This is a genomic window from Mycobacterium sp. 4D054, assembly GCF_052245755.1.
Taxonomy (GTDB): Bacteria; Actinomycetota; Actinomycetes; order Mycobacteriales; family Mycobacteriaceae; genus Mycobacterium.
On sequence record NZ_JBQQCF010000002.1, the window covers coordinates 246,215 to 269,440 of the forward strand.

At 69.1% G+C, this 23,226-nt stretch carries 24 protein-coding genes; 19 read left to right on the forward strand and 5 right to left on the reverse strand.

The annotated features are described in order from the left end of the window. The first annotated feature begins 28 nt into the window (after positions 1 to 28). From ispG to ACTWP6_RS02725, 5 genes are all read left to right on the forward strand, one after another. Entirely contained in the window at positions 29 to 1,207 is a 1,179-nt protein-coding gene (gene ispG, locus ACTWP6_RS02705; protein WP_260751534.1) for a flavodoxin-dependent (E)-4-hydroxy-3-methylbut-2-enyl-diphosphate synthase, read from the forward strand. A 55-nt stretch (positions 1,208 to 1,262) separates the two neighbouring features. Beyond that, the gene (locus tag ACTWP6_RS02710) at positions 1,263 to 2,126 is read left to right on the forward strand and encodes a GNAT family N-acetyltransferase (RefSeq protein ID WP_260751536.1); all 864 of its coding nucleotides are present in this window, start codon (positions 1,263 to 1,265) and stop codon (positions 2,124 to 2,126) included. Positions 2,127 to 2,260: 134 nt separating this feature from the next. Then, positions 2,261 to 2,914 (forward strand): GNAT family N-acetyltransferase, encoded by a 654-nt coding sequence (locus tag ACTWP6_RS02715; RefSeq protein WP_260758050.1) that lies wholly within the window; start codon positions 2,261 to 2,263, stop codon positions 2,912 to 2,914. Between the two features lie 148 nt (positions 2,915 to 3,062). After that, positions 3,063 to 4,877: a penicillin-binding transpeptidase domain-containing protein gene (locus tag ACTWP6_RS02720; protein WP_260751537.1), complete on the forward strand. Its 1,815-nt coding sequence runs from the start codon at positions 3,063 to 3,065 to the stop codon at positions 4,875 to 4,877. Positions 4,878 to 4,905: 28 nt separating this feature from the next. Next, positions 4,906 to 5,535 carry a DUF1707 SHOCT-like domain-containing protein gene (locus ACTWP6_RS02725; protein WP_260751538.1) on the forward strand — a complete coding sequence of 210 codons (630 nt, stop codon included), beginning with the start codon at positions 4,906 to 4,908 and terminating at the stop codon, positions 5,533 to 5,535. A gap of 16 nt (positions 5,536 to 5,551) precedes the next feature. On the opposite strand, the gene ACTWP6_RS02730 is transcribed toward ACTWP6_RS02725, so the two are convergent. Then, positions 5,552 to 5,938 carry a PaaI family thioesterase gene (locus tag ACTWP6_RS02730; protein ID WP_260751539.1) on the reverse strand — a complete coding sequence of 129 codons (387 nt, stop codon included), beginning with the start codon at positions 5,936 to 5,938 and terminating at the stop codon, positions 5,552 to 5,554. 22 nt (positions 5,939 to 5,960) lie between these two features. Between ACTWP6_RS02730 and map the strand changes: the two genes are divergently transcribed. The 3 genes from map to ACTWP6_RS02745 all read left to right on the forward strand — a co-directional run bounded on the left by map (position 5,961) and on the right by ACTWP6_RS02745 (position 8,133). Further along, on the forward strand, positions 5,961 to 6,818 hold the full coding sequence (gene map, locus ACTWP6_RS02735; protein ID WP_260751540.1) for a type I methionyl aminopeptidase: 858 nt from the start codon (positions 5,961 to 5,963) through the stop codon (positions 6,816 to 6,818). 21 nt (positions 6,819 to 6,839) lie between these two features. Further along, positions 6,840 to 7,496 (forward strand): hypothetical protein, encoded by a 657-nt coding sequence (locus ACTWP6_RS02740; RefSeq protein WP_260751542.1) that lies wholly within the window; start codon positions 6,840 to 6,842, stop codon positions 7,494 to 7,496. A gap of 73 nt (positions 7,497 to 7,569) precedes the next feature. Further along, the gene (locus tag ACTWP6_RS02745) at positions 7,570 to 8,133 is read left to right on the forward strand and encodes an alpha/beta fold hydrolase (protein WP_260751543.1); all 564 of its coding nucleotides are present in this window, start codon (positions 7,570 to 7,572) and stop codon (positions 8,131 to 8,133) included. A gap of 4 nt (positions 8,134 to 8,137) precedes the next feature. On the opposite strand, the gene ngg is transcribed toward ACTWP6_RS02745, so the two are convergent. Both ngg and ACTWP6_RS02755 read right to left on the reverse strand, forming a co-directional pair. Beyond that, positions 8,138 to 9,913, reverse strand: a complete 1,776-nt coding sequence (gene ngg, locus ACTWP6_RS02750) for an N-acetylglutaminylglutamine synthetase (protein WP_260751544.1) — start codon at positions 9,911 to 9,913, stop codon at positions 8,138 to 8,140. Further along, positions 9,910 to 11,715, reverse strand: a complete 1,806-nt coding sequence (locus ACTWP6_RS02755) for an N-acetylglutaminylglutamine amidotransferase (protein ID WP_443186754.1) — start codon at positions 11,713 to 11,715, stop codon at positions 9,910 to 9,912. Before ACTWP6_RS02755 ends, ngg begins: the two co-directional genes overlap by 4 nt. Positions 11,716 to 11,996: 281 nt before the next feature. On the opposite strand from ACTWP6_RS02755, the gene ACTWP6_RS02760 reads away from it, so the two are divergent. From ACTWP6_RS02760 to ACTWP6_RS02805, 10 genes are all read left to right on the forward strand, one after another. Then, positions 11,997 to 13,361 carry a glutamine synthetase family protein gene (locus ACTWP6_RS02760; RefSeq protein WP_260758051.1) on the forward strand — a complete coding sequence of 455 codons (1,365 nt, stop codon included), beginning with the start codon at positions 11,997 to 11,999 and terminating at the stop codon, positions 13,359 to 13,361. Next, positions 13,312 to 14,124 carry a gamma-glutamyl-gamma-aminobutyrate hydrolase family protein gene (locus ACTWP6_RS02765; protein ID WP_396884375.1) on the forward strand — a complete coding sequence of 271 codons (813 nt, stop codon included), beginning with the start codon at positions 13,312 to 13,314 and terminating at the stop codon, positions 14,122 to 14,124. The genes ACTWP6_RS02760 and ACTWP6_RS02765 overlap by 50 nt, the downstream gene beginning before the upstream one ends. Beyond that, on the forward strand, positions 14,121 to 15,488 hold the full coding sequence (locus ACTWP6_RS02770; protein ID WP_260751550.1) for an aldehyde dehydrogenase family protein: 1,368 nt from the start codon (positions 14,121 to 14,123) through the stop codon (positions 15,486 to 15,488). Before ACTWP6_RS02765 ends, ACTWP6_RS02770 begins: the two co-directional genes overlap by 4 nt. Next, positions 15,489 to 16,262 (forward strand): 3-oxoacyl-ACP reductase, encoded by a 774-nt coding sequence (locus ACTWP6_RS02775; protein WP_260751553.1) that lies wholly within the window; start codon positions 15,489 to 15,491, stop codon positions 16,260 to 16,262. It abuts the gene before it with no gap. 94 nt (positions 16,263 to 16,356) lie between these two features. After that, positions 16,357 to 17,055: a FadR/GntR family transcriptional regulator gene (locus tag ACTWP6_RS02780; protein ID WP_260758052.1), complete on the forward strand. Its 699-nt coding sequence runs from the start codon at positions 16,357 to 16,359 to the stop codon at positions 17,053 to 17,055. 87 nt (positions 17,056 to 17,142) lie between these two features. After that, positions 17,143 to 17,463 (forward strand): ArsR/SmtB family transcription factor, encoded by a 321-nt coding sequence (locus ACTWP6_RS02785; RefSeq protein ID WP_396884377.1) that lies wholly within the window; start codon positions 17,143 to 17,145, stop codon positions 17,461 to 17,463. Between the two features lie 99 nt (positions 17,464 to 17,562). After that, on the forward strand, positions 17,563 to 18,249 hold the full coding sequence (locus ACTWP6_RS02790; protein ID WP_396885468.1) for an energy-coupling factor ABC transporter permease: 687 nt from the start codon (positions 17,563 to 17,565) through the stop codon (positions 18,247 to 18,249). Beyond that, positions 18,246 to 18,614, forward strand: a complete 369-nt coding sequence (locus ACTWP6_RS02795) for a PDGLE domain-containing protein (RefSeq protein ID WP_260751555.1) — start codon at positions 18,246 to 18,248, stop codon at positions 18,612 to 18,614. The genes ACTWP6_RS02790 and ACTWP6_RS02795 overlap by 4 nt, the downstream gene beginning before the upstream one ends. A 1-nt stretch (position 18,615) precedes the next feature. After that, complete coding sequence (gene cbiQ, locus ACTWP6_RS02800; protein ID WP_260751560.1) at positions 18,616 to 19,395, forward strand: cobalt ECF transporter T component CbiQ; 780 nt, start codon at positions 18,616 to 18,618, stop codon at positions 19,393 to 19,395. Continuing rightward, a complete protein-coding gene (locus ACTWP6_RS02805) occupies positions 19,380 to 20,129 on the forward strand; it encodes an energy-coupling factor ABC transporter ATP-binding protein (RefSeq protein ID WP_260751561.1) in 750 nt (249 codons plus the stop codon). The genes cbiQ and ACTWP6_RS02805 overlap by 16 nt, the downstream gene beginning before the upstream one ends. Here ACTWP6_RS02805 and ACTWP6_RS02810 read toward each other — a convergent pair. Together ACTWP6_RS02810 and ACTWP6_RS02815 are read right to left on the reverse strand one after the other, a co-directional pair. Then, the gene (locus tag ACTWP6_RS02810; protein WP_260751562.1) at positions 20,121 to 21,632 is read right to left on the reverse strand and encodes a sensor histidine kinase; all 1,512 of its coding nucleotides are present in this window, start codon (positions 21,630 to 21,632) and stop codon (positions 20,121 to 20,123) included. The two genes, ACTWP6_RS02805 and ACTWP6_RS02810, sit on opposite strands and share 9 nt — an antisense overlap. Further along, positions 21,629 to 22,333: a response regulator transcription factor gene (locus tag ACTWP6_RS02815; protein WP_260758054.1), complete on the reverse strand. Its 705-nt coding sequence runs from the start codon at positions 22,331 to 22,333 to the stop codon at positions 21,629 to 21,631. The genes ACTWP6_RS02810 and ACTWP6_RS02815 overlap by 4 nt, the downstream gene beginning before the upstream one ends. A gap of 257 nt (positions 22,334 to 22,590) precedes the next feature. On the opposite strand from ACTWP6_RS02815, the gene ACTWP6_RS02820 reads away from it, so the two are divergent. Further along, entirely contained in the window at positions 22,591 to 23,193 is a 603-nt protein-coding gene (locus ACTWP6_RS02820) for a sigma-70 family RNA polymerase sigma factor (protein WP_260751563.1), read from the forward strand. The last annotated feature ends 33 nt before the right edge of the window (positions 23,194 to 23,226 follow it).

Below are 23,226 nucleotides of genomic sequence, written 5' to 3' on the forward strand. Positions count from 1 at the left end.
ACGCAGGTTCCAGTAGGAGACTCGAACAATGACCTCAATCGGTCTGGGGATGCCGGCGGCGCCGGCGCCGGTACTGGCTCCCCGCCGCAAGACCCGCCAGCTGATGGTGCGTGACGTCGGCGTCGGCAGTGACCACCCGATCTCGGTGCAGTCGATGTGCACCACCAAGACCCACGACATCAACGCCACGCTGCAGCAGATCGCCGAGCTGACGGCGTCGGGCTGCGACATCGTGCGGGTGGCCTGCCCGCGCCAGGAGGACGCCGACGCGCTGCCGGTCATCGCGAAGAAGTCGAAGATCCCGGTGATCGCCGACATCCACTTCCAGCCGAAGTACATCTTCGCCGCGATCGACGCCGGATGCGCTGCGGTGCGGGTGAATCCGGGCAACATCAAGGAGTTCGACGGCCGGGTCGCCGAGGTCGCCAAGGCGGCGGCCGACGCGGGCATCCCGATCCGCATCGGCGTCAACGCCGGATCGCTGGACAAGCGCTTCCTACAGAAGTACGGCAAGGCGACCCCGGAAGCGTTGGTCGAGTCGGCGCTGTGGGAGGCCTCGCTGTTCGAGGAACACGGCTTCGGCGACATCAAGATCAGCGTCAAGCACAACGACCCCGTCGTCATGGTCGCCGCCTACGAGCAGCTCGCCGCGCAGTGCGACTATCCGCTGCATCTCGGCGTCACCGAAGCCGGGCCGGCATTCCAGGGCACCATCAAGTCCGCCGTCGCGTTCGGCGCGCTGCTGTCCAAGGGCATCGGCGACACCATCCGGGTGTCGCTGTCGGCGCCGCCGGCCGAAGAGGTCAAGGTGGGCAACCAGATTCTGGAGTCGCTGAACCTGCGGCCGCGCGGCCTGGAGATCGTGTCGTGCCCGTCGTGCGGACGCGCGCAGGTGGACGTGTACACGCTGGCCAACGAGGTCACGGCCGGCCTGGAGGGCATGGACGTGCCGCTGCGCGTGGCGGTCATGGGCTGCGTCGTCAACGGACCCGGCGAGGCGCGCGAGGCCGACCTCGGGGTGGCGTCCGGCAACGGCAAGGGGCAGATCTTCGTCAAGGGTGAGGTCATCAAGACCGTCCCGGAGGCGCAGATCGTCGAGACGTTGATCGAGGAGGCGCTGCGCCTTGCCGGCGAGATGGGTGCGGAGATGGGCGACGCACAGGGTTCTGAAGGTGCCACCGGTTCGCCTATTGTGACCGTAAGCTGAGAGACGGCCCCACGCGTGGGGCCATTGGCTCAGGGTCAGCTCAGAAAGAGTCCAGATGTCGGCTCCTCCGCTATTTCGCCTCGTAGATGAGCGAAGGGTGTCGGTGGTGCGCGACATCCGCGACATGGTGGCCGTCCGGCAGGTTCTCGACGAGGACCCGGTGGCCGCCTGCATGGTCGCCTCGCGGGTGGCCGAGCACGGCATCGAACCGTCGGCGATCGGCGGGGAACTGTGGACCCGCAGGCGCGCCAGCGAGTCGCTGTGCTTCGCCGGCGCCAACCTCATTCCGCTGCGTGGGGCCCCCGGCGACCTGAATGCGTTCGCGGACAAGGCGATGAGCAGCGCCCGCCGCTGTTCGTCCCTGGTCGGCCGCGCCGAGTTGGTGCTTCCGATGTGGCAGCGCCTCGAACCCGTCTGGGGCCCGGCCCGCGACGTGCGGGCGCATCAGCCGTTGATGGCGCTGAGCGCGGCGCCGTTGTGCGCCATCGATCCCGCCGTGCGCCAGGTGCGCATGGAGGAGATCGACGCCTATCTCGTCGCCGCGATCGACATGTTCATCGGTGAGGTCGGCATCGATCCTCGAGTCGGTGATGGTGGCCGCGGCTACCGCCGCCGGGTCGCCGGACTGATCGCCGCCGGGCGGGCCTGGGCCCGGTTCGACCGCGGTGAGGTGGTCTTCAAGGCTGAGGTCGGCTCGCAGTCCCCGGCGGTCGGGCAGATCCAGGGCGTGTGGGTGCACCCCGACCAGCGCGGCCGGGGGATCGGCACCGCCGGCACCGCGACGGTCGCCGCCGCGATCGTCGGCGGCGGCCGTATCGCCAGCCTGTACGTGAACAGCTTCAACACCGTGGCGAGGGCGACCTACGCCCGTATCGGCTTCACCGAGATCGCGTCGTTCGCGACGGTGCTGCTCGACTGATCTGAAACTGCGCCTACGCTTCCTCTATGACCGAGCCTGACGCGACCGCGGCGAGCCGCGAGATGGCCACCGCGGCGAGCCGCGAGATGGCCACCGCGGCGAGCCGCGAGATGGCGGCCACGGCGAGCCGCGAGATGGCGGCCGCGGCGAGCCGCGAGATGGCGACCGCGCTCGTCCAGGCGCTGGAACGCCGGCACGAGGTGCTCGACGCGGTCGTCGCCTCCGACGACTACGACGCGGCGATCGAGGCGCTGGCCGATCTGCTCGACACCTCGGGCGAGGCTGCCGAGGCCGTGCTGCGGTTGTCGTTCGACCGGCTCACCAAGGTCTCGCGGCGCCGGATCGCCGCCGAGCTGGAGGACCTCAACAGTCAGGAGCAGGACTACCGCCCGCCCGAGCAGACCGCCGGGTCGGCGCGCCGGCTGATGCTGCGGCCGTTCGCTCCTGAACGGGACCGCGACATCTTCGCCGCGCGCACCGACGACATGCGCTCGGCCGGGGACGGAACCGCCGCGCCCGCAGGTGATCTCGGCGATGAGATCGCCGCGGCGGCGGCCCGGGTGGCCGCCGAGGAGTCTGCCTGGCTGGTCGCCGAGGTCGGATCGACGAAGGTCGGCATGGTGTTCGGCGACCTGGCCGAGGGCGAGGTCGGCGTGCGGGTCTGGATCCACCCCGCTCACCGCAAGCAGGGATACGGCACCGCGGCGCTGCGCGCGTCGCGCTCGGAGATGGCCGCCTACTTCCCGGCTGTGCCGCTGGTGGTCCGCGCACCCGCCGCCGGCGGGTGACCTCCACCGCCCAGGGGGCCACTCGCGCGGCCGAAATTGCGTTCCGCGCGCGCATATCGCAACTTGACGCGCGTGGAATGCAATTTCGGCGCGGAGGGGCCGCGCGCCTGCACCGAAATCGGATCGTTTCTTCTTAACATTTGCCTCAATGGCATCACTGTTCACATCTGCAACGCGCATGACCGGACTCGCGACCGTGGCTGCGGTGGTGATGGCGCTCGGGGCGTGTACGCCACGGCCCAACGGGCCCGAACCAACCGCCGAGGAGTTCTTCGCCGCGCTGGCCACCGGTGACACCGGCGCCGCCGCGCAGCTGGCCGACCGGCCCGAGGAGGCGCGGGCGGCGCTCAACGAGGCTTGGGCGGGGCTGCAGGCGACCGGGCTGGACGCACAGATCCTCAGTTCGAAATACGCGGAGGACACCGGCAGCGTGACCTACCGCTACACGTGGCACCTGCCCAAGAACCGGACCTGGACCTACGACGGCCAACTCAACATGGTGCGTGACGAAGGCCGGTGGGAGGTGCGCTGGGGCGCCACCGGACTGCACCCGAGGCTGGGGGAGAACCAGACGTTCGCGCTGCGTGCCGACGCCCCGCCGCGGGCCTCGGTGCACGAGCGCACGGGAACCAACGTGCTGGTGCCCGGCTACCGGTATCACTTCGCGCTCGACGCCGAGGCCGCCGGCGCCGACCTGATGCCCACCGCACACAAGATCGTCGGCGCGCTGCACCGGTTCGACAACACCCTCGACGCGCAGCGCCTCGCCGAGCTGGCCAGCTCGAAGAAGGGCGCGCTGAGCCTGCTGACGCTGAATCAGGCCGACCACGATGCGGTGGCCGGTGCCCTCGCGTCGGTGCCCGGGGTGGTGATCACTCCGCAGCCGGAGATGGTGCCCACCGACCCGACATTCGCGCCCGCGGTGGTCAACGAGATCAAGAAGACGGTCGCCGAGGATCTCGACGGAGACCCCGGCTGGCGCGTCGTCACGGTGAACCAGAACGGCGTCGATGTCGATGTACTCAACGAGGTGCCCGGCCAGCCGGCGCCGTCGGTGAGCATCAGCCTGGACCGTGCGGTGCAGACCGCGGCGCAGAACGCCGTCGACGTCACCGACAAGCAGGCCATGATCGTCGTGATCAAACCCTCGACCGGGGAAATCCTCGCGGTGGCGCAGAACACCGCCGCCGATCGGGAGGGACCGCTGGCGACCATGGGCCTGTTCCCGCCAGGGTCGACGTTCAAGATCGTGACCGCGGGCGCGGCGATCGAACGCCAGATGGCCACGCCGAACACCCTGTTGGGCTGCCCCGGGCGTATGGACATCGGTCACCGCACCGTGCCCAACTACGGCGGTTTCGACCTCGGCACCGTGCCGATGTCCCGGGCGTTCGCCAGCTCGTGCAACACCACCTTCGCCGAACTGGCCAGCCGGATGCCGCCGCGGGGGCTCACTCAGGCCGCCTCGCAGTACGGTATCGGCGCCGACTACGACATCCCCGGGTTGAGCACCGTCAGCGGGTCGGTGCCTCCGACGGTGAACCTCACCGAACGCACCGAGGACGGCTTCGGTCAGGGCAAGGTGCTGGCCAGTCCGTTCGGGATGGCGCTGGCCGCGGCCACGGTCGCAGCCGGCCGCACTCCGGTGCCGCGCCTGATCGAGGGGCGCGACACCCAGGTCACCGGCGACCAGCAGCCGATCCCGGCCGAGGTGGTGGACGGTCTGCGCCCGATGATGCGCCTGGTCGTGACCAACGGCACCGCCAAGGACCTACAGGGCGCCGGCGACGTGCGCGGTAAGACCGGCGAGGCCGAGTTCGCCGGCGGATCGCACTCGTGGTTCACCGGATACCGCGGAGACATGGCGTTCTCGGCGCTCATCGTCGGCGGCGGCAGTTCGGAGTACGCGGTGCGGATGCTCAAGGGCATGCTCGACGCCCTGCCGCCGGACTATCTGGCCTGACGCCCACGGCGGTACCGTGGACACCGTCATGACGGACATCAACCACGGCCGACGCCGCCCGGACAACTCGGGATCCCGCGCGGCCGACGCCGTCGAAATGCGCATCTCCGACGTCGACCGCAACGGCACCCTGCGCCGGCTGCACAACGCCGTGGCCCTCGGCCTCATCGACATCGGCGAATTCGAGGAACGGTCGGCGGCGGTGTCGCAGGCGCGGATGCGTTCAGAACTCGACGCCCTTGTCGGCGACCTGCCTGGCCCGGGCGCGATCGTGACGTCGGCAGCCGACCGCATCGAGCTGCGCGGCGTGCTCGGCTCGCTCAAACGTCAGGGCGAGTGGGTGGTGCCGTCGCGGCTCGCGCTGCACCGGCGGATGGGTTCGGTCGATCTCGATCTGACCAAGGCCCGGTTCGCGGGCCCCATCGTGGTCATCGAGCTGGACCTGAAGTTCGGCGGTCTGGACCTGCGCCTTCCCGACGGGGCCAGCGCATCCATCGACGACGTCGAGGTCAACGTCGGCAGCGCCCGTGACCACCGCAGGGACGCTCCGGCCGAAGGTAACCCGCACGTGATTCTCACCGGCAAGGTGGTGTGCGGATCGGTCGACATCCGCGGACCGCGCAAGTCGTGGCGTGTGGGACCGCTGCGCACGAACTGACGTCGATCCCGTTCCGCTAACGCGGATCGAGGACGGCGAAGCTGACCGTGCCGCGCGCGGCCAGCCGGTCGCGGGAGACGTCCGTGACGTCGACGGCGATCACCGAGAGGCGGCGTCCGGCCCGGACGACGGTCGCCTCGGCGCGGGCGGGACCCTCCAACACCGGAGACAGGTAGTGGATGGTCATGTCGGCGGTGGTCACGTCCTGGCCGGGCCCGACGTGGCGTTCGGCCAACCGGCCGGCGGCGATGTCGATCAGCGTCGCGACCAGACCTCCCTGCAGGGCGCCGCGCCGATTCGTCAGATCGGGCCGGTTGTCCAGTTCGATCACCACGCTCTCATCGGAGACCTCGACGTCGCGAAAGTCCATCTGGGCGAACAAGTGGCCCGGGGTGACCTGCATGGCGGAACGCTAGCATTGCCACATGTCAGTAAGGACCGCCCTCCGGCCCGGCACGGTCTCGCCCGTGCTGCCGGTGCCCAAGTCGATTCCGCGCCCGGAGTATGTCGGTAAGCCGACCGCGGCCGAGGGCCACGAGCCGTGGGTGCAGACCCCGGAAGTGATCGAGAAGATGCGGGTGGCCGGCCGGATCGCGGCGGGCGCGCTCGCCGAGGCCGGCAAGGCGGTGGCGCCCGGGGTGACCACCGATCACCTCGACCGGATCGCCCACGAGTACATGGTCGATCACGGCGCGTACCCGTCCACGCTGGGCTACAAGGGTTTTCCGAAATCCTGCTGCACGTCGCTGAATGAGATCATCTGCCACGGCATCCCCGACTCGACCGTCATCGAGGACGGTGACATCGTCAACATCGACGTCACGGCCTACATCGACGGCGTGCACGGCGACACCAACGCCACCTTCCTGGCCGGCAACGTCAGCGAGGAGCACCGGCTGCTCGTCGAACGCACGCACGAGGCCACCATGCGCGCGATCAAGGCCGTCAAACCCGGCCGCGCCCTGTCGATCGTCGGCCGCGTCATCGAGTCCTACGCAAACCGCTTCGGCTACAACGTGGTTCGCGACTTCACCGGACACGGGATCGGCACCACCTTCCACAACGGTCTGGTGGTGTTGCACTATGACCAGCCCGCGGTGGAGACGGTGCTCGAGCCGGGGATGACCTTCACCATCGAACCGATGATCAACCTGGGCAGCCTGGACTACGAGATCTGGGACGACGACTGGACGGTGGCCACCAAAGACAAGAAGTGGACGGCCCAGTTCGAGCACACGCTGGTGGTCACCGACAGCGGGGCAGAGATTCTCACCCAACTCTGAGGTTCTCGGTAGCCTGGCGCCATGGGCAGGCGCGGGCTCGTCGCGGTGGCGGTCTGCTGCCTGCTCGCCGGGTGCGGTCACGCCGTCACCGGCACCGCAACCTGGCCCGGCGCCAAGCTGGAGCGTGCGGTGCTCACCGAGGCCGACTTCCCTCCCGGGGTGCGCTACGAGCGCGTCGTCAACGAACCGCGCGGGGACAACGTCGAACGGCCCCCGGCCATGCTGTCCCGCCCCGAAGGATGCGCCGACGCGCTGACCCGCGACATCGCCGTGACCGCGGAATGGGGGCCGGGCAGCGCCGCGGAGTATGTGGCGGCCTACGACGGCGCCCGCATGGTGATCACGCTGCTGACCTGGCGGCTGGATCTGGAGCGGCTCGCCGACACCGCGCGGCGGTGCGCCGAGTACGAGACCTTCTTCGAGCCGGGCGACCCCGGCATCCCCATGACTACTACGGCGCTGCCCAGTCCGCGTCGCGACGCCCTGGTCTATCAGCAGACGATGCGCCTGCGCGGCGCCGACAACAGCGTGTACTTCGCATTCGAGAACGTCGGTCAGATGGCGGTCTTCGGCATCGCGTTCCCGACCGACGACGCGTCGATCGCCGTCAAAGGCACGCTCCCACAGATCTTTCTGGAGGTCACCGGGAAGCAGGCCCAACGCGCACAAGCGGTTTGACGCCCGGCGCAGGCTCAGGTCAACAGCGTGAAAACCGCCGCGCCGACTCGGCTCTGCACTGTAGCGTGGCGCAATGCCCTCTCCCATGGTGACTGTCGACGGCTTCTCGGTGCCCGTCCAGGTCACCGGTCCCGAGCGAGGGTCGGTGGTGGTGCTGCTCGGTGCAGCCCAGCAGTCACCCGCCGCGTACGCGGGAGTGTGCCAGCGGCTGCACACCGCCTCGCTGAGAACCGTGGTGATCGGCCCGGACCCGCGCCTGACCGCCAAGGCCGTCATCAGCATCCTGGACACGCTCGAGGTGCGGTGGGCACTGCTGGTGGGCGACAAGCTCGGCGGCGAGCTGGCCTGGGAGCTGGCCGCCACCCGGCTGGACCGGTTCATCGGGCTGGTCGTCATCGACCGGGGACACCCGCGGGTCGCGGATCTCAACGGTGTGGTGCGTGACGAACACTGTCCGCCGGTGGAGCTGAACACCACCGCACTGGTCAGTACCAGCGCCGCCCGAGCGGTCGCCAAAGCCAGCCAGCGCTATGTGTACGGCGAGTACCGCATCGTCGATCTGCTCGGACGGCGCAACGCCGCCGATTCGACCGCTCAGTTGGCCGCCGAGATCGTGATGCGCACCAGCACCTGGTAGCCGGTCACGCGCGCGCGCCCGGGACCTCGTCCGGGGTCCATGCCTGCGGCAGACCGGGCTGGCCGGGGAACAGGAAGTCGATGAAGGCCGCCGCGGTGGGCTGCGGCTCATGGTTGGCCAGCCCGGGCCGCTCGTTGGCCTCGATGAACACGTACTCCGGCTTGGTGACGTCGGGCACGAGAAGATCGATGCCCGTCACCGGGATGCCGATCGCCTCGGCGGCCGCGACACCCACCCGGCACAGCTCGGGATGGACGATCGCGGTGACGTCGTGGATGGTGCCACCCTGATGCAGGTTCGCGGTTCTGCGGACCCGCAGCCGCTCGCCTTCGGGCAGTACATCGTCGAAGGAGTAACCGGCCTCCCGGACCGTGTTCTCGGTCACCGCGTCCATCGGGATGCGTGACTCGCCGCCGGTGGCGGCCGCGCGGCGCCGGCTCTGCGTCTCGATCAGCTCGCCGATGGTGTGCTGGCCGGTGCCGGTGATCTCGGCAGGCATGCGCAACGCGGCGGCCACCACCTTGCCGTCGATCACGACCAGGCGCAGGTCGTCGCCCTCGGCCCGCTGCTCGATCAGCACCTCCGGGTGTTGTTCGCGGGCCCGGGCCAACGCGGCGTCGAGCTCGTCCGGTCCGTCGACCCCGACCGTGATGCCCTTGCCCTGCTCGCCGCGGGTGGGTTTGACCACGACGTCGCCGACCTGGGCCAGGAAGTCGTGGTCGGCCTTGTCGAAGGTGGCCAGCCGCCCCTTCGGCACCGCGATGCCTGCCTCCGACACGATGCGGCGGGTCAGGCGCTTGTCGTCGCAGCGCGCCATGGCGACCGCAGAGGTGTACTCGGACAACGACTCCCGGGTCACCACGCTGCGACCGCCGTGGGACAGCCGCATCTCGCCCGCCTCGGCGTCGAGCACCTCCACCCAGATTCCGCGGCGCAGCGCCTCGTCGGCGAGGATCCGGGCGTACGGGTTGAGATCCTCCACGGTCTCGGGCGGATGGGTGAACAGCGGCTCGTTGATCGCGTTCTTTCGTTTCACCGCCATCACCGGAACCCGGTGGAACCCGAGCTTCTCGTAGAGCGCGATCGCGGCGTCGTTGTCATGGGTGACCGACAGGTCCATGTAGGCGCGGCCGCGCTCGCGGTAGAGCTCGGCCAGGCCGCGCGTCAGTGCGGCCCCGACACCGGGCAGGGCGGCGGCGGGATCGACGGCCAGGGTCCACAGGCTCGACCCGTTCTCCGGGTCGGAGAACAGCGCGCGGTGGTCGACACCGGTGACGGTGCCCAGCACCGAGCCGTCCTCGTCGCTGACCGCCACCAGATAGTCGACGGCGGGCTGTTCGTGCTGGTTGTCCCAGATGACGTCGGTCGGTGCCGGCACCATGCCGCAGCGCACGTAGACCCGGTTCATCTCGTCGGCGTCGTCGCGGCTCTCCAGTCCGCGGACCCGGAAACCGGTCGGTGATTTGGTGTCGATCGCGGTGTCGGCGAACCTCAGCCGGTAGGTGTGGCTCGGATCGATGAACAGCTCGGCGGGGGCCCGGGACACCAGCACGTGCGGCTCGCGGGCGTAGATGCAGATGTCGCGCCGGCCCTGTCCCTCCTGCCGCAGGACGTCGGCCAGATGCTCCGGATCGGCGAATGTCTGGCCGAAAATCAGCCGGCCCCAACCGAGTTCGAGGACCACATCGTCGGCCATGGTGTCGAGCACGTCGGGCGTGGCGGCCTCGTGCAGCGCCAGGGTGATGGCTTCCGGGTTGTCGGCGGTGGGGTCTGCGGTCATGCGGCCGGCCCGTTGATGCCGTGGCGCTGCAGCCACAGTTCCAGCAGCGCGATCTGCCACAGCTCGTTGCCGCGCAGCGGTGTGAGACGGCCGTTGGGGTCGGCGAGCAGCCGCTCCACCGCCTCGGGCCGGAACAGCCCGCGCTCCTTGGCGGCCGGCTCGTACAGCGCGTCACGCACCATGTCCAGGTACGGGCCTTCGAGATGGGTCAGCGCCGGCACCGGGAAGTACCCCTTCGGGCGGTCGATCACCTCCGACGGGATCACCTGTCGGGCAGCCTGTTTGAGCACACCCTTGCCTCCGTGGGCGGTCTTGTACTGCGGCGGGCAGGTGGCGGCGAGCTCGACGAGCTCGTGGTCGAGGAACGGCACCCGGCCCTCCAGACCCCAGGCCATCGTCATGTTGTCGACCCGCTTGACCGGGTCGTCGACGAGCATCACGGTGGTGTCCAGTCGCAACGCCCTGTCGACGCCGGTCTGTGCGCCCGGCCGGGCGAAATGCTCGGTGACGAACAGCTCGCTCGGGTCGTCGGCGGTCAGGTAGGCGGGGGAGACGATGTCGCGGTACCCGGCCTGGTCGCGGTCGAAGAACGCGGCCCGGTAGCCGGCCACCGACCCCTCCAGCGACGCCGCGTCGGGCTCCCCCATCGGCGGGTACCAGTGGTAGCCGGCGAACACCTCGTCGGCGCCCTGCCCAGACTGCACCACCTTGACGTGCTTGGCGACCTCCTGGCTGAGCAGGTAGAACGCCACGCAGTCGTGGCTGACCATCGGCTCGCTCATCGCGGCGATCGCCCCGCCGAGCGCGGGCAACATCCGGTCGGTGCCGATGCGGATCTGATGATGGTCGGTGCCGAAGCGCTCGGCGACGATGTCGGAGTACTTGAACTCGTCGCCCGCCACGCCGCCCACCGATGCGAAGCCGATCGAGAACGTCGCCAGCCCGTGCTGACCCGCCTCGGCGAGCAACCCGACGATCAGGCTGGAGTCGACTCCCCCGGAGAGCAGGCAGCCCACCGGGACATCGGCGACCAGGCGGCGCTTGACCGCCACCCGCAGCGACTCCAGCACGGCGTCCTCCCAGTCCTTCTCGGACCAGTCGGCGCGGTCGTCTCGGGGGGTGAAGTCGGGCTCCCAGTACGTGGTGGTGGCGACCTGGCCGTCCGGCTCGATCGCCATCAGCGTGGCCGGCGGCAGCTTTTCGACGCCGCGCAGGATGGTGCGGGGCGCGGGCACCACCGAGTGGAAGGTCATGTAGTGGTGCAGCGCCACCGGGTCGATCCGGGTGTCGATGTCACCGCCGGCGAGCAGCGCGGGCAGCGAGGAAGCGAACCGGACCCGGTCGTTGGTGCGGCTCAGGTAGAGCGGCTTGATGCCGAGCCGGTCACGGCCCAGCAGCACCCGCCCGCTGTCGCGTTCGACGATCGCGAACGCGAACATCCCCTTGAGGTGGTCGACGAAGCGGTCGCCCCAGTGGTGGTAGCCCTTCAGCAGCACCTCGGTGTCGCTGTGGGAGAAGAAGCGGTAGCCGTGGCCGGACAGTTCGTCGCGCAGCTGCTCGTAGTTGTAGATGCAGCCGTTCCAGGCCACGGTCAGGCCCAGCTCGGAGTCGACCATGGGCTGTGCGCCCGCCTCGGACAGGTCGATGATCTTCAGCCGCCGGTGTCCGAGGGCGACGCGGCCCTGCGACCACGCCCCCGCGGCGTCCGGTCCGCGCGGGACCATGACCTCGGCCATCGCCGCGACGGCGCTGATATTCGGGGTTGTTCCGTCGAGGCGCACCTCGCCGGTGGCTCCACACACCTTTTCGACCCTACTCTGTGACGGCTTGACGGGCTCTACCTGACCAATGGCGCAGCCGTGCGCCAACGCCCGGCAGTGCGGTCGTAATTACCCCGGCGTCAACGCGCCTAACCCCCGGCACGGCGATCAAGATCGAGACGCTCGTCACAAGCAGATCGGCTATTGGTCTGGTGTCCTACCTTTGGACATGGAAATGTGTTCGTGCAAAGTGGGCATTCCGCCACCGATGCCCCCGCAATGGTCGGTCGGCAGACGAAACCTCGAGGAAGGTCGGGCTGGTGATGAATAAACGCGGCATGTTGACCAAGGCGGCGCTGGAGCAGCTGGTGGTGGACGGAGTGATTGACACCGTCATCGTCGGGTTCTGCGACATGCAGGGCCGGCTCACGGGCAAGCGGGTGTCCGCACGGCTGTTCGTCGAGGACGTCGCCGACCACGGCGCCGAATGCTGTAACTACCTGCTGGCCGTGGACGTCGACATGAACACCGTGGACGGCTACGCCATCTCCAGCTGGGCGACCGGCTACGGCGACATGGTGATGACCCCGGACTTCGACACGCTGCGGGTGGTGCCCTGGCTGCCGGGCACCGCGCTGGTCATGGCCGACCTGTCGTGGACCGACCACACACCCGTCACGCAGGCGCCCCGCAGCATCCTCAACAAGCAGATCGATCGCCTCGCCGGGCGCGGTCTGGTGCCCTACGTCGGCACCGAGTTGGAGTTCATGGTCTTCGACGACACCTACCGCGACGCCTGGAAGGCCGACTACCGCGGGTTGACGCCCGCGACGGACTACAACGTCGACTACGCAATCCACGCGTCGACCCGGATGGAGCCGTTGCTGCGCGACATCCGACTCGGCATGGACGGCGCGGGCATGTACTGCGAAGGCGTCAAGGGCGAGTGCAACCTCGGCCAGCAGGAGATCGCATTCCGGTACGACCACGCCCGTGTGACGTGCGACAACCACACGATCTACCGCAACGGGGCCAAGGAGATCGCCGACCAGCACGGCCAAAGCCTGACCTTCATGGCGAAGTTCGACGAGAGCGAGGGCAACAGCTGTCACATCCACATCTCGTTGCGGGGGGATGACGGCAGCGCGGTGTTGGCCGACGACTCGGACCCCTTGGGAATGTCGAAGATGTTCCGCAGCTTCATCGCCGGGCAATTGGCCACGATGCGCGAGATGACGTTGTTCTACGCGCCCAACATCAATTCCTACAAGCGATACGTGGAAGGCAGTTTTGCTCCGACCGCCGTCGCCTGGGGACTGGACAACCGCACCTGCGCGATGCGCGTGGTCGGCCGTGGCCACGCGATGCGGGTCGAGAATCGCGCCCCCGGCGGTGACGTCAACCAGTACCTGGCCGTGTCGGCGTTGATCGCCGGCGGCCTGTACGGGATCGACAACGAGCTCGAGCTCGGCGACCCGTTGGAGGGCAACGCCTACACCAGCGGCGCCGACCGGCTGCCGACCACGCTGGCCGAGGCCGCCGACCTGCTCGACAAGTCGAAGGTCGCACGGGAGGCGTTCGGCGACGACGTCGTCGACCACTACCTCAACAATGCGGCGATTGAACTCAAGGCTTTCAATGCCGCCGTCACGGACTGGGAAAGGAAACGTGGCTTTGAGCGACTCTGATGCGCGCCCGGTGATCGGCCTGACGACGTATCTGCAACAAGCCCAGACCGGAGTGTGGGATGTGCGGGCCAGTTTCCTGCCCGCCATCTACTTCGAGGGCGTCGGCATGGCGGGCGGTATCTCGGTGCTGCTGCCGCCGCAACCGGCCGACGACGCCGTCGCCGAGCGTGTGATCGACGGACTCGACGGGCTGGTCATCACCGGCGGGCGCGATGTGGACCCGGCAAGCTATGGGGCTGGGCGGCATCCGAACACCGACGAAGCCGTTCCGGACGGGCTTGCCCGCGACGCGTTCGAGTTCGCGCTGCTGCGGGCCGCGCTGCGCCGCGGGGTGCCGGTACTGGGCATCTGCCGGGGCGCGCAGGTGCTCAACGTCGCGCTCGGCGGGACGCTGCACCAGCACCTGCCCGACGTTGTCGGACACACCCGCCACCAGCAGGGCAATGCGGTGTTCAGCACGTCGTCGATCGCCACCGTGCCGGGCACCCGGGTGGCGGCCCTGGTCGGGCCGGACACCCAGGCGCAGTGTTACCACCACCAGGCCATCGACCGGCTCGGTGACGGGCTGATCGTCGGTGCGTCGGATACCACCGACGGGGTGATCGAGGCCGTCGAGACCGACCCGGCGCGCTACCCCGATCACTGGGTGGTGGCGGTGCAGTGGCACCCGGAGGAACGACTGGACGACCTGCGGCTGTTCGCGGGTCTGGTGAGCGCCGCGGCCGGTTATGCCGCGCAGACGAGACAGAAAGTGAGTCGATGACCGTCAGCGATGTGATCAATCCGGCGACCGAGGAGGTGCTGCGCAGCGTCGAGCACACCGACGAGGCCGGTGTCGACGACGCGGTGGCGCGGGCGAAGGCGGCCCAGCGCCGCTGGGCCGCGCAGGCGCCGGCCGAGCGGGCCGCCGCGCTACGCGCCTTCGCCACGATCGTCGACGCCCACGTCGAAGAGCTCGCCCAGCTCGAGGTGGCGAACTCCGGTCACCCGATCGGCAACGCCCGGTGGGAGGCCGGGCACGTCCGCGACGTGCTGCAGTACTACGCCGCGGCGCCGGAACGGTTGTCGGGCAAGCAGATTCCGGTCGCCGGCGGGCTGGACGTGACGTTCAACGAGCCGCTCGGCGTGGTCGGCGTGATCACGCCGTGGAACTTCCCCATGACGATCGCGGCATGGGGGTTCGCGCCGGCGCTGGCGGCAGGCAACGCGGTGCTGGTCAAACCCGCCGAGTGGACACCGCTGACCACGATGCGCCTCGGTGAACTCGCCGCCGAGGCCGGGTTGCCCGCCGATCTGTTCCAGGTGTTGCCCGGGCGCGGCTCGGTGGTCGGGGAGCGGTTCGTCAGCCATCCCGATGTCCGCAAGATCGTGTTCACCGGCTCCACCGAGGTCGGCATGCGGGTGATGGCCGGGGCGGCGACGCAGGTGAAACGCGTCACCCTGGAACTGGGCGGCAAGAGCGCCAACATCGTCTTCGACGACTGCGACCTGGAGCGTGCCGCGGCGACGGCGCCCTACGGGGTGTTCGACAACTCCGGGCAGGACTGCTGCGCACGCAGCCGTATCCTGGTGCAGCGCAACGTATTCGACCGGTTCATGGAGTTGTTCGAGCCCGCCGTCAAGGGTGTGGCCGTCGGCGACCCGGCCTCCGACGCCACCGAGATGGGCCCGTTGGTGTCCAAGGCGCACTGGAACTCGGTGGCGGCTTACGTCCCGGACGGGGCGCCGGTGGCGTTCCGCGGCGACGCGCCGTCGGGGCCGGGGTTCTGGTTCCCGCCGACGGTGCTGACGCCGCAGCGCGACGACCGCACGGTCACCGAGGAGATCTTCGGGCCCGTGGTCACCGTGCTGCCGTTCGACGACGAGGCCGACGCGATCGCACTGGCCAACGACACCGTGTACGGTCTGTCCGGCTCGATCTGGACCGAGAACCTGTCCCGCGCGATGCGGGTGTCGCGGGCGGTGGAAGCCGGCAACCTGTCGGTCAATTCGCATTCCTCGGTGCGCTACAACACGCCGTTCGGCGGGTTCAAGCAGTCCGGTCTCGGGCGCGAGCTCGGGCCGGACGCGCCGTTGTCGTTCACCGAAACCAAGAATGTTTTCTTCGCAGTTCAGGAGGCCAACTAGATGGATCTGACCCAACGACTCGCCGGTAAGGTCGCCGTGATCACCGGCGGCGCCAGCGGTATCGGGCTGGCGAGCGCGCGCCGGTTGCGCGCCGAAGGGGCCACGATCGTCATCGGCGACATCGACCCGACCGCGGGCAAGAGCGTGGCCGATGATCTGAATGGGACGTTCGTCCAGGTCGACGTGTCCGATCAGGTGGCGGTGGACGCGCTGTTCGACACCGCGGCCGAGGTGCACGGTTCGGTCGACATCGCGTTCAACAACGCCGGCATCTCGCCACCGGAGGACGACCTCATCGAGAACACCGGTCTCGACGCCTGGCAGCGGGTCCAGGACATCAACCTCAAATCGGTCTTCCTGTGCTGCAAAGCCGCACTGCGCCACATGGTGCCGCAGCAGAAGGGCTCGATCATCAACACCGCGTCCTTCGTGGCGGTGATGGGTTCGGCGACGTCGCAGATCTCCTACACCGCGTCCAAGGGTGGTGTGCTGGCGATCTCGCGTGAACTCGGCGTGCAGTACGCGCGCCAGGGCATCCGCGTGAACGCGCTGTGCCCCGGACCGGTCAACACCCCGCTGCTGCAGGAGCTGTTCGCCAAGGATCCCGAACGCGCGGCGCGCCGGCTGGTGCACGTGCCGGTCGGCCGATTCGCCGAGCCCGAGGAACTCGCCGCCGCGGTGGCTTTCCTGGCCAGCGACGACGCGTCGTTCATCACCGCGTCGTCCTTCCTCGTCGACGGCGGCATCAGCGGTCACTACGTGACGCCGCTGTAGCAGGTGCCCGATGGCGGAACCGGATGCTCGGGAGGGTCCCGACGAGCGCTTGCGCGAGGAGCAGACAGCTACCGACGAGCGCTTGCGCGAGGAGATGGCCACAGATGCGCTCCTGCGTCCGGTGCGCCCGCTCAACGCGTTCGAGGACACCGTCCAGCGGCTGCTGCAGACGATCCGGCTCGGTGTGCTGCAGCCAGGCGAATCACTGCCGCCGGAGCGGGGACTCGCCGCGCAGATGGGCGTCAGCCGGGACACCGTCCGCGAGGCGATCAAGTCGTTGGCCGACGCCGGCTACCTGGTGTCGCGTCGCGGACGGTACGGCGGCACGTTTCTCGCCGATGCGCTTCCGGCGCCGAGGACCGGGAAGGTGGCGTTTAGCCGGGCCGACATCGACGATGCGGTGCGGCTGCGCGAGATCCTCGAAACGGGCGCGGCGCGGATGGCGGCCGCGCGTACCTTGACCGCGACCGAACGCGAGGCGCTGTGGAGCCGGTTGCTCGATGTCCGCGGTTGCGCCCCCGAGGACTACCGCCGGCTGGACTCGCGGCTGCACCTGGCGATCGCCGAGGCGGCCGGGGTGCCGTCACTGGTGCCGTTGGTGGCGCAGAACCGGATGCGGCTGAACGAACTGCTGGATTGCATCCCGCTGCTGACACGCAACATCGCGCACTCCGATGAACAGCACGAGGCGATCGTGATGGCGATCCTGGCCGGGGACGCGGACGCCGCGGCCGAGACGATGGCCGCGCACGTGTGGGGTTCGGCGGCGCTGCTGCACGGGTTTCTGGACTGAGATCGGGGCGCCGGGGCGCGTACGGCCCGTCGACACGCCGCCGAAGCGGGCAGTCAGTGCGTCCTGAGCGGGGGCTAGATTGCACGTGTGGAGGATCAGCAACTCGTCGAGCGGGCGTCGTCGGCGCTGGCCGAAGTGGACACTCCCGGTTGGGCGCAGCGGTTCGATCTGGTTTCGGACCCGCACCGGTTGGAGATCCTGCTGTGCCTGCACCGCGCGCCCGGCATCTGCGTCAGCGATCTGGCCGCCGCGCTGGGACGTTCGGAGAACGCCGTGTCGCAGGCCCTGCGGGTGCTGCGCCAGCAGGGCTGGGTCAACAGCACCCGCGCCGGCCGGTCGGTGACCTACCGCCTGGAGGACGAGACGGTGCACGATCTTCTGCACTGGATCGGCGCCAGGCACGGCTGAACCGTCCGGACGGGCAGGTCCCGCCCTAGTCATCTGTTCAGGTAGACAGATGTTCAGATGCAGGAATAGGCTCGCGGTGTGAACACCCAACTCGTCGCGATGCACATGAGCGACGGCATCGTCGGCGCGCCTGTCTCCGTGTTCTTCATGATGGTCGCGATCGCCGCGCTCGCGGTCTGCGCGTGGCGGGCCCGCGAGGAACTCGACGAGCGCACGGTGCCGCTGGCCGGACTGGTGGCCGCGTTCATCTTCGCCGTGCAGATGGTGAACTTCCCGATCCTGCCCGGGGTCAGCGGCCACCTCCTCGGCGGCGCGCTCGCGGCCATCCTGGTGGGCCCGTTCACCGGAGCGCTGTGCGTGGCGATCGTGCTTGTCGTGCAGGCGCTGTTGTTCGCCGACGGCGGCGTGACCGCGCTCGGCACGAACATCACGAACATGTCGGTGTTCGGGGTGGCTGCCGGCTACGGCACGGCGCTGCTGCTCTACCGGCTCATCCGTCGCGGCCGCGACAACGTCGCCGTTGCGGGCGTCGGGGTCATCGCGTTCGTCTCGGGGCTGGTAGGAACGGTCTGCGCGGCCATGGGATTCGTGCTTGAGTACGCACTCGGCGGGGCGGCGACCACATCACTGGGCACCGTCGCGGCGTACATGTTCGGCACCCACGTCCTGATCGGGATCGGCGAGGGCGCCATCACCGCGCTGACGGTGGTGGCGGTGGTCAGGGCGCGTCCGGACCTGGTGTACCTGCTGCGCACCGACCGCTCGCGGACGGCGGTTCCGGCATGACCGTGACGACACCGCGCCGCCGGTGGTTCTGGATCGGGTTCGTGCTCGCCACGCTGCTGATCGCCGGTGGCGTCTCGTACTTCGCCAGTTCCAGCCCCGACGGCCTTGATTCGGCGACGCTGCGCGGCTGCGAGGTCGTCGAGACCGCCGACGGTGAGCAACTGCGCGGCGAGTGCATCGCCCAGCATGCCGAGGACCACCCGCTCGGTGAATCACCACTGGCGGACTACTCGATCGGTGGCCGGGACGGGACCGGAGGGCTGGCCGGGATCATCGGCGTTGTCGTCACGGTGGCGGTCGCCGGCGCCGGGTTCTGGTTGATCGCGCGTTCCCGGTCCAAACCCGAACCCACAGTAGGGGATTGACGTGGGCGGCGGTCACTCGCATCCGCTCTACCGCGACGGTGACTCCCCGGTCCACCGCGCGCCGGCCGAGGTGAAGATCGTCGGCCTGGTGGTCTTCGTCCTGGCAGTCGTGGCGACCCCGCGAGAGCTGTTCTGGCCCTTCGCGATCTACGCGCTGATCCTGCTCGCCGTGTGGCGGGTGGCGCGGATCCCGGTGGCCTGGATCGCGCCGCGCATGCTGATCGAGGCGCCGTTCATCGTGCTCGCCGTGCTGCTGCCGTTCGCCGAGGGCGGTGAGCGGATCACCGTCGCGGGCATGCAGCTCTCGGTCGCCGGTCTGTATGCGGCGTGGGGCATCGTGATCAAGGGCACTCTGGGCGTGGCCGCGTCGCTGACCGTCGCCGCCACCACCACGGCCCGCGAGTTGCCGGTCGCGCTGAGCAGACTTCGGGTGCCGCCGGTCATCGTGTCGGTGCTGACCCTGATGATCCGCTACGTGGACGTGCTCTCCGCCGAGGTCCGCCGGATGCGGATGGCGCGCATCTCGCGCGGGGACTCACCGCGGATGCTGCACCAGATCGGCGCGACCGCTGCCGGCGTCGGGTCGCTGTTCCTGCGGTCCTACGAGCGAGGGGAACGGGTATACCTGGCGATGCTGTCCCGCGGGTTCGATGGCCGAGTCCCCGCGCTCGCGGTCGGCGCCGGATGCGCCGCCGCAGCGACACCGCGGCAGTGGGCGGCGGCGCTGCTGCCCGCGGCGGCCGCCGCGGTGGTGGCCACGAGCGCATGGCTGACGATATGACGCCGGCGGTGCGGGTGCGCGGTCTGCGCTACGCCTATCCCGACGGGCACGTCGCGCTCGGGGGCATCGACCTGGACATCGCCCCCGGCGAGCGGGTGGCTCTGCTCGGACCCAACGGGGCGGGCAAGACCACGCTGATGCTGCACCTCAACGGTGTGCTGTCCGCGCTCGAAGGAACCATCGAGATCGGCGGAATCCGGTTGTCCCGCAGTACCCTTCGCGAGATACGGCGCAAGGTTGGCCTTGTCTTCCAGGATCCTGACGACCAGTTGTTCATGCCGACCCTGGCCCAGGACGTGGCCTTCGGCCCGGCGAACTTCGGTCTGCGCGGAGCCGAGTTGGACGCGCGCGTCGCCCACGCGCTGGCCGCGGTGTCGATGAGCGAGCTCGCCGAACGCAGCCCCGCCCACATGTCCGGTGGGCAGCGGCGCCGCGCCGCGCTGGCGACCGTGCTGGCATGCGCACCCGAGGTGCTCGTGCTCGACGAACCGTCGGCCAACCTCGACCCCGTCGCACGCCGAGAGCTGGCCGAGACGTTGTCCGGGCTGGACGCGACCATGCTCATCGTCACCCACGATCTGCCCTATGCGGCTCAGTTGTGCCGACGGGCGATCGTGATGGACCACGGCGTGATCGTCGCCGACGGGCCCGTCGAAGACGTGCTCTCCGACACTGAACTGCTTGCCGCACACCGCCTCGAACTGCCCTGGGGTTTCACGGTCGGCTCACATTGACGCCGGCTGCTCGGCCCTGACCGCCACGGTGGGCAGCTGGATGCGGAACGTCGTCTTCCCCGACCCCGAGGTGGCGGCGATCGCGCCACCGTGCGACTCGACGATCGACGCGACGATGGCCAGCCCGAGACCGAAACTGCCGGTCTGGCGGGACCGCGACCTGTCGGCGCGCACGAACCGCTCGAACAGATGCGGCAACAGGTGCGGGTCGATCCCCGGTCCATCGTCGGCCACCGTCACCTCCACGTACCCGGTGCCGTCGGCCGCTGTGCCGTGGCAAACCGTGGTGGTCACAGTGGTGCCCGGCGGGGTGTGCACGCGCGCGTTGGACAACAGGTTGGCCAGCATCTGGTGCAGCCGGGCGCGATCGCCGAGCACGTGCGTGACATCGGCGGGCACCGAGGCCAGCCAGTGGTGCTCCGGCGCGTACACCGTCGCGTCGTTGACGGCGTCGACGACCAGATCGGTGAGATCCACCTCGGTTGTCTGCAGGTCCTGGCCCTCGTCGAGGCGGGCGAGCAACAACAGATCGGCCACCAGAGAGTGCATTCGCCGGGCTTCCGACTCGATGCGCGACAGCGAGTATTCGGTGGTTTCGGGCAGCACCGAGCTGTCCTGACGGGTCAACTCCGCATACCCATGAATGGCGGCCAGGGGCGTGCGCAGCTCGTGGCTGGCGTCGGTGATGAACTGGCGCATCCGCCGATCGGACGCCGCGGCATCGGCCAGCGCGTGCTCGACGTGATCGAGGAGCCGGTTGAGGGTGTGGCCGACGAGCCCCACCTCGGTACTGGGATCGGTGTCACCGGCGGGCACACGCGCGGTGATCGCGTGGTTGTCGCGGTCGAGGGGCAGACCGGCCACCTCCGCCGCGGTCGCGGCGACGCGACGCAACGGCCGCAGCGCGAATCGGACGATGGCGAGCGTGCTCAGCGCGGTGAGCAGCAGTGCGACCGCGGTGATCCCCGAGACGATCACGGTCTCGCGGACCATCACGTCCCACGCCGGCGCCCGCGACACCCCGGTGACGAGCACCTCGTCTCCGTCACCGGGCCGGCTCACCATCCGGTACCAGCCCAGCGCGGGCAGTTCGACGGTGCGGGCCCGCGGGTCGGTCCACGACAGTTCGGCGATCTTCGCGACGGCCTCGGCGGGGGCCGCCTGCGCATCGCCGTCACCGAAGTAGGCCGAGTCCACCACCTGACCGTTCTGGATCAGCGCGACGACGTTGCCGGGTGCCTGGCCGATCAGATGGGTCAGCGGTTTCATCTCAGCGGGTCCGGGCATCTGCCCGTCCGGGCCCGGTGTGCTGCGATATTTGGCCACCGAGTTCACGCTGCCGTCGGCCGCGCCCGACAGTTGGGTGTCGATGATGCCCAGCACCGAGGACCGCATCGTCATCACTGTCAGCGCGCCGACGGAGACGAGGGCGAGCATCACGACCACCGACACCCCGACGACGAGCTGCCGCAACAGCGTCCACCTCTGCCAGGTGCGTGTCATCGGGCCGGCCGCAGCATGTAGCCGACGCCGCGGACGGTGTGGATGAGCGGCTCCCGGCCCGCATCGATCTTCTTACGCAGATACGACACGTACAGATCGACGATGCTGGTGCGTCCGCCGAAGTCGTAGTCCCAGACCTGTCTGAGAATATCGCTGCGGCTCAACGCCTTCCGTTGATGGCGCATCAGCAGTCGCAGCAGCTCGAATTCGGTGGAGGTCAGCGAGACCGGCTCGCCGGCCCGCGTCACCTCCCGACTCGCGGCGTCGAGCGTGAGGTCTCCGGCCGTCAGCGACTCGTCGTCCGCCGGCGTGAGAAAGGCCGAGCGGCGCAGCAGTCCGCGCAGCCTCGCGACGAGCTCCTCCAGCGAGAACGGCTTGGTCATGTAATCGTCGCCGCCGGCGGTCAGGCCGGTGACGCGGTCGGCGACGGAGTCCCGGGCGGTCAGGAACAGCGCGGGGGTATAGGGACCGGACTCGCGCAGCCGCGCCAGCACGCCGAGCCCGTCCATGTCCGGCAGCATGATGTCCAGAACCAGCAGGTCGAACGTGTCGGACTGATGTTTGGCGACGGCCTCGGCGGCATCATGGGCGACGTCGATCTCCCACCCTTCGTACTGAAGCGCCATCCTGACCAGATTGGTCAAGGCCCGCTCGTCGTCGACGAGCAACACGCGGATCGGTGACCCGTCCGCGCGGTACATCCGAGGCAGCTTGCCCAGGATCGCGCGACGGGGCCCCTGGTCCTCGATCGGCGCAAATGTCACCCGACCATTGTCGCCGCCGTGCCGCGGTACGTCACCACCCTCATAGAGATCTCATATGTGCACCTGCATGTGCGGCCCTCGAACCTATTCACACGAATCTCAAATGTTTGTGGTTCCTATGTGAACCGCTTGGCCGCGTATTTCGTCCATAGAGTGGATTCAACAGTCGGAGAATCCAATTGGAGGTTTCACCCATGGCGCGACAGTCCGAAGACACCGTGCAGGAGGACCTGGTCGGAAAACGATTCGAGCGCGACGTGCTGCCGTTGCTCGATCAGCTCTACCGCGCCGCGGTCCGCCACACCGGCAACCCCGCAGACGCCGAGGACCTGGTGCAGGAGACGATGGTCAAGGCGTACCGCGCATTCCACCGTTTCGAGGACGGCACGAACACGCGGGCCTGGCTGCTGCGGATCATGACCAACACGTGGATCACCTCCTACCGCAGGGCTCGGTGCCGGCCGGAAGAGCTTCTGTCCGAAGACATCACCGACGCCCAGTTCGCCGGACAAGCGCGCCATTCGTCCACCGGCCTGCCGTCAGCCGAGGTCGCAGCACTCGAGGCGCTCGGAGACGACGAGGTCAGGGATGCCATCGGCGCATTGCGTGAAGACCAGCGTCTGGTGGTGTACTACGCCGACGTAGAAGGTTTGCGCTACAGGGAGATTGCGCACATTCTCGACGTTCCGGTCGGCACGGTCATGTCGCGACTGCACCGTGGCCGTCGCGCGCTGCGCAAGTTGTTGGTCGATGTCGCGGTCGACCGCGGCTACCTGAGGAACGTCGTGGCCGCCTGAGGCCGGCCGCTGGTGTCATCGGGAGATCCCGGG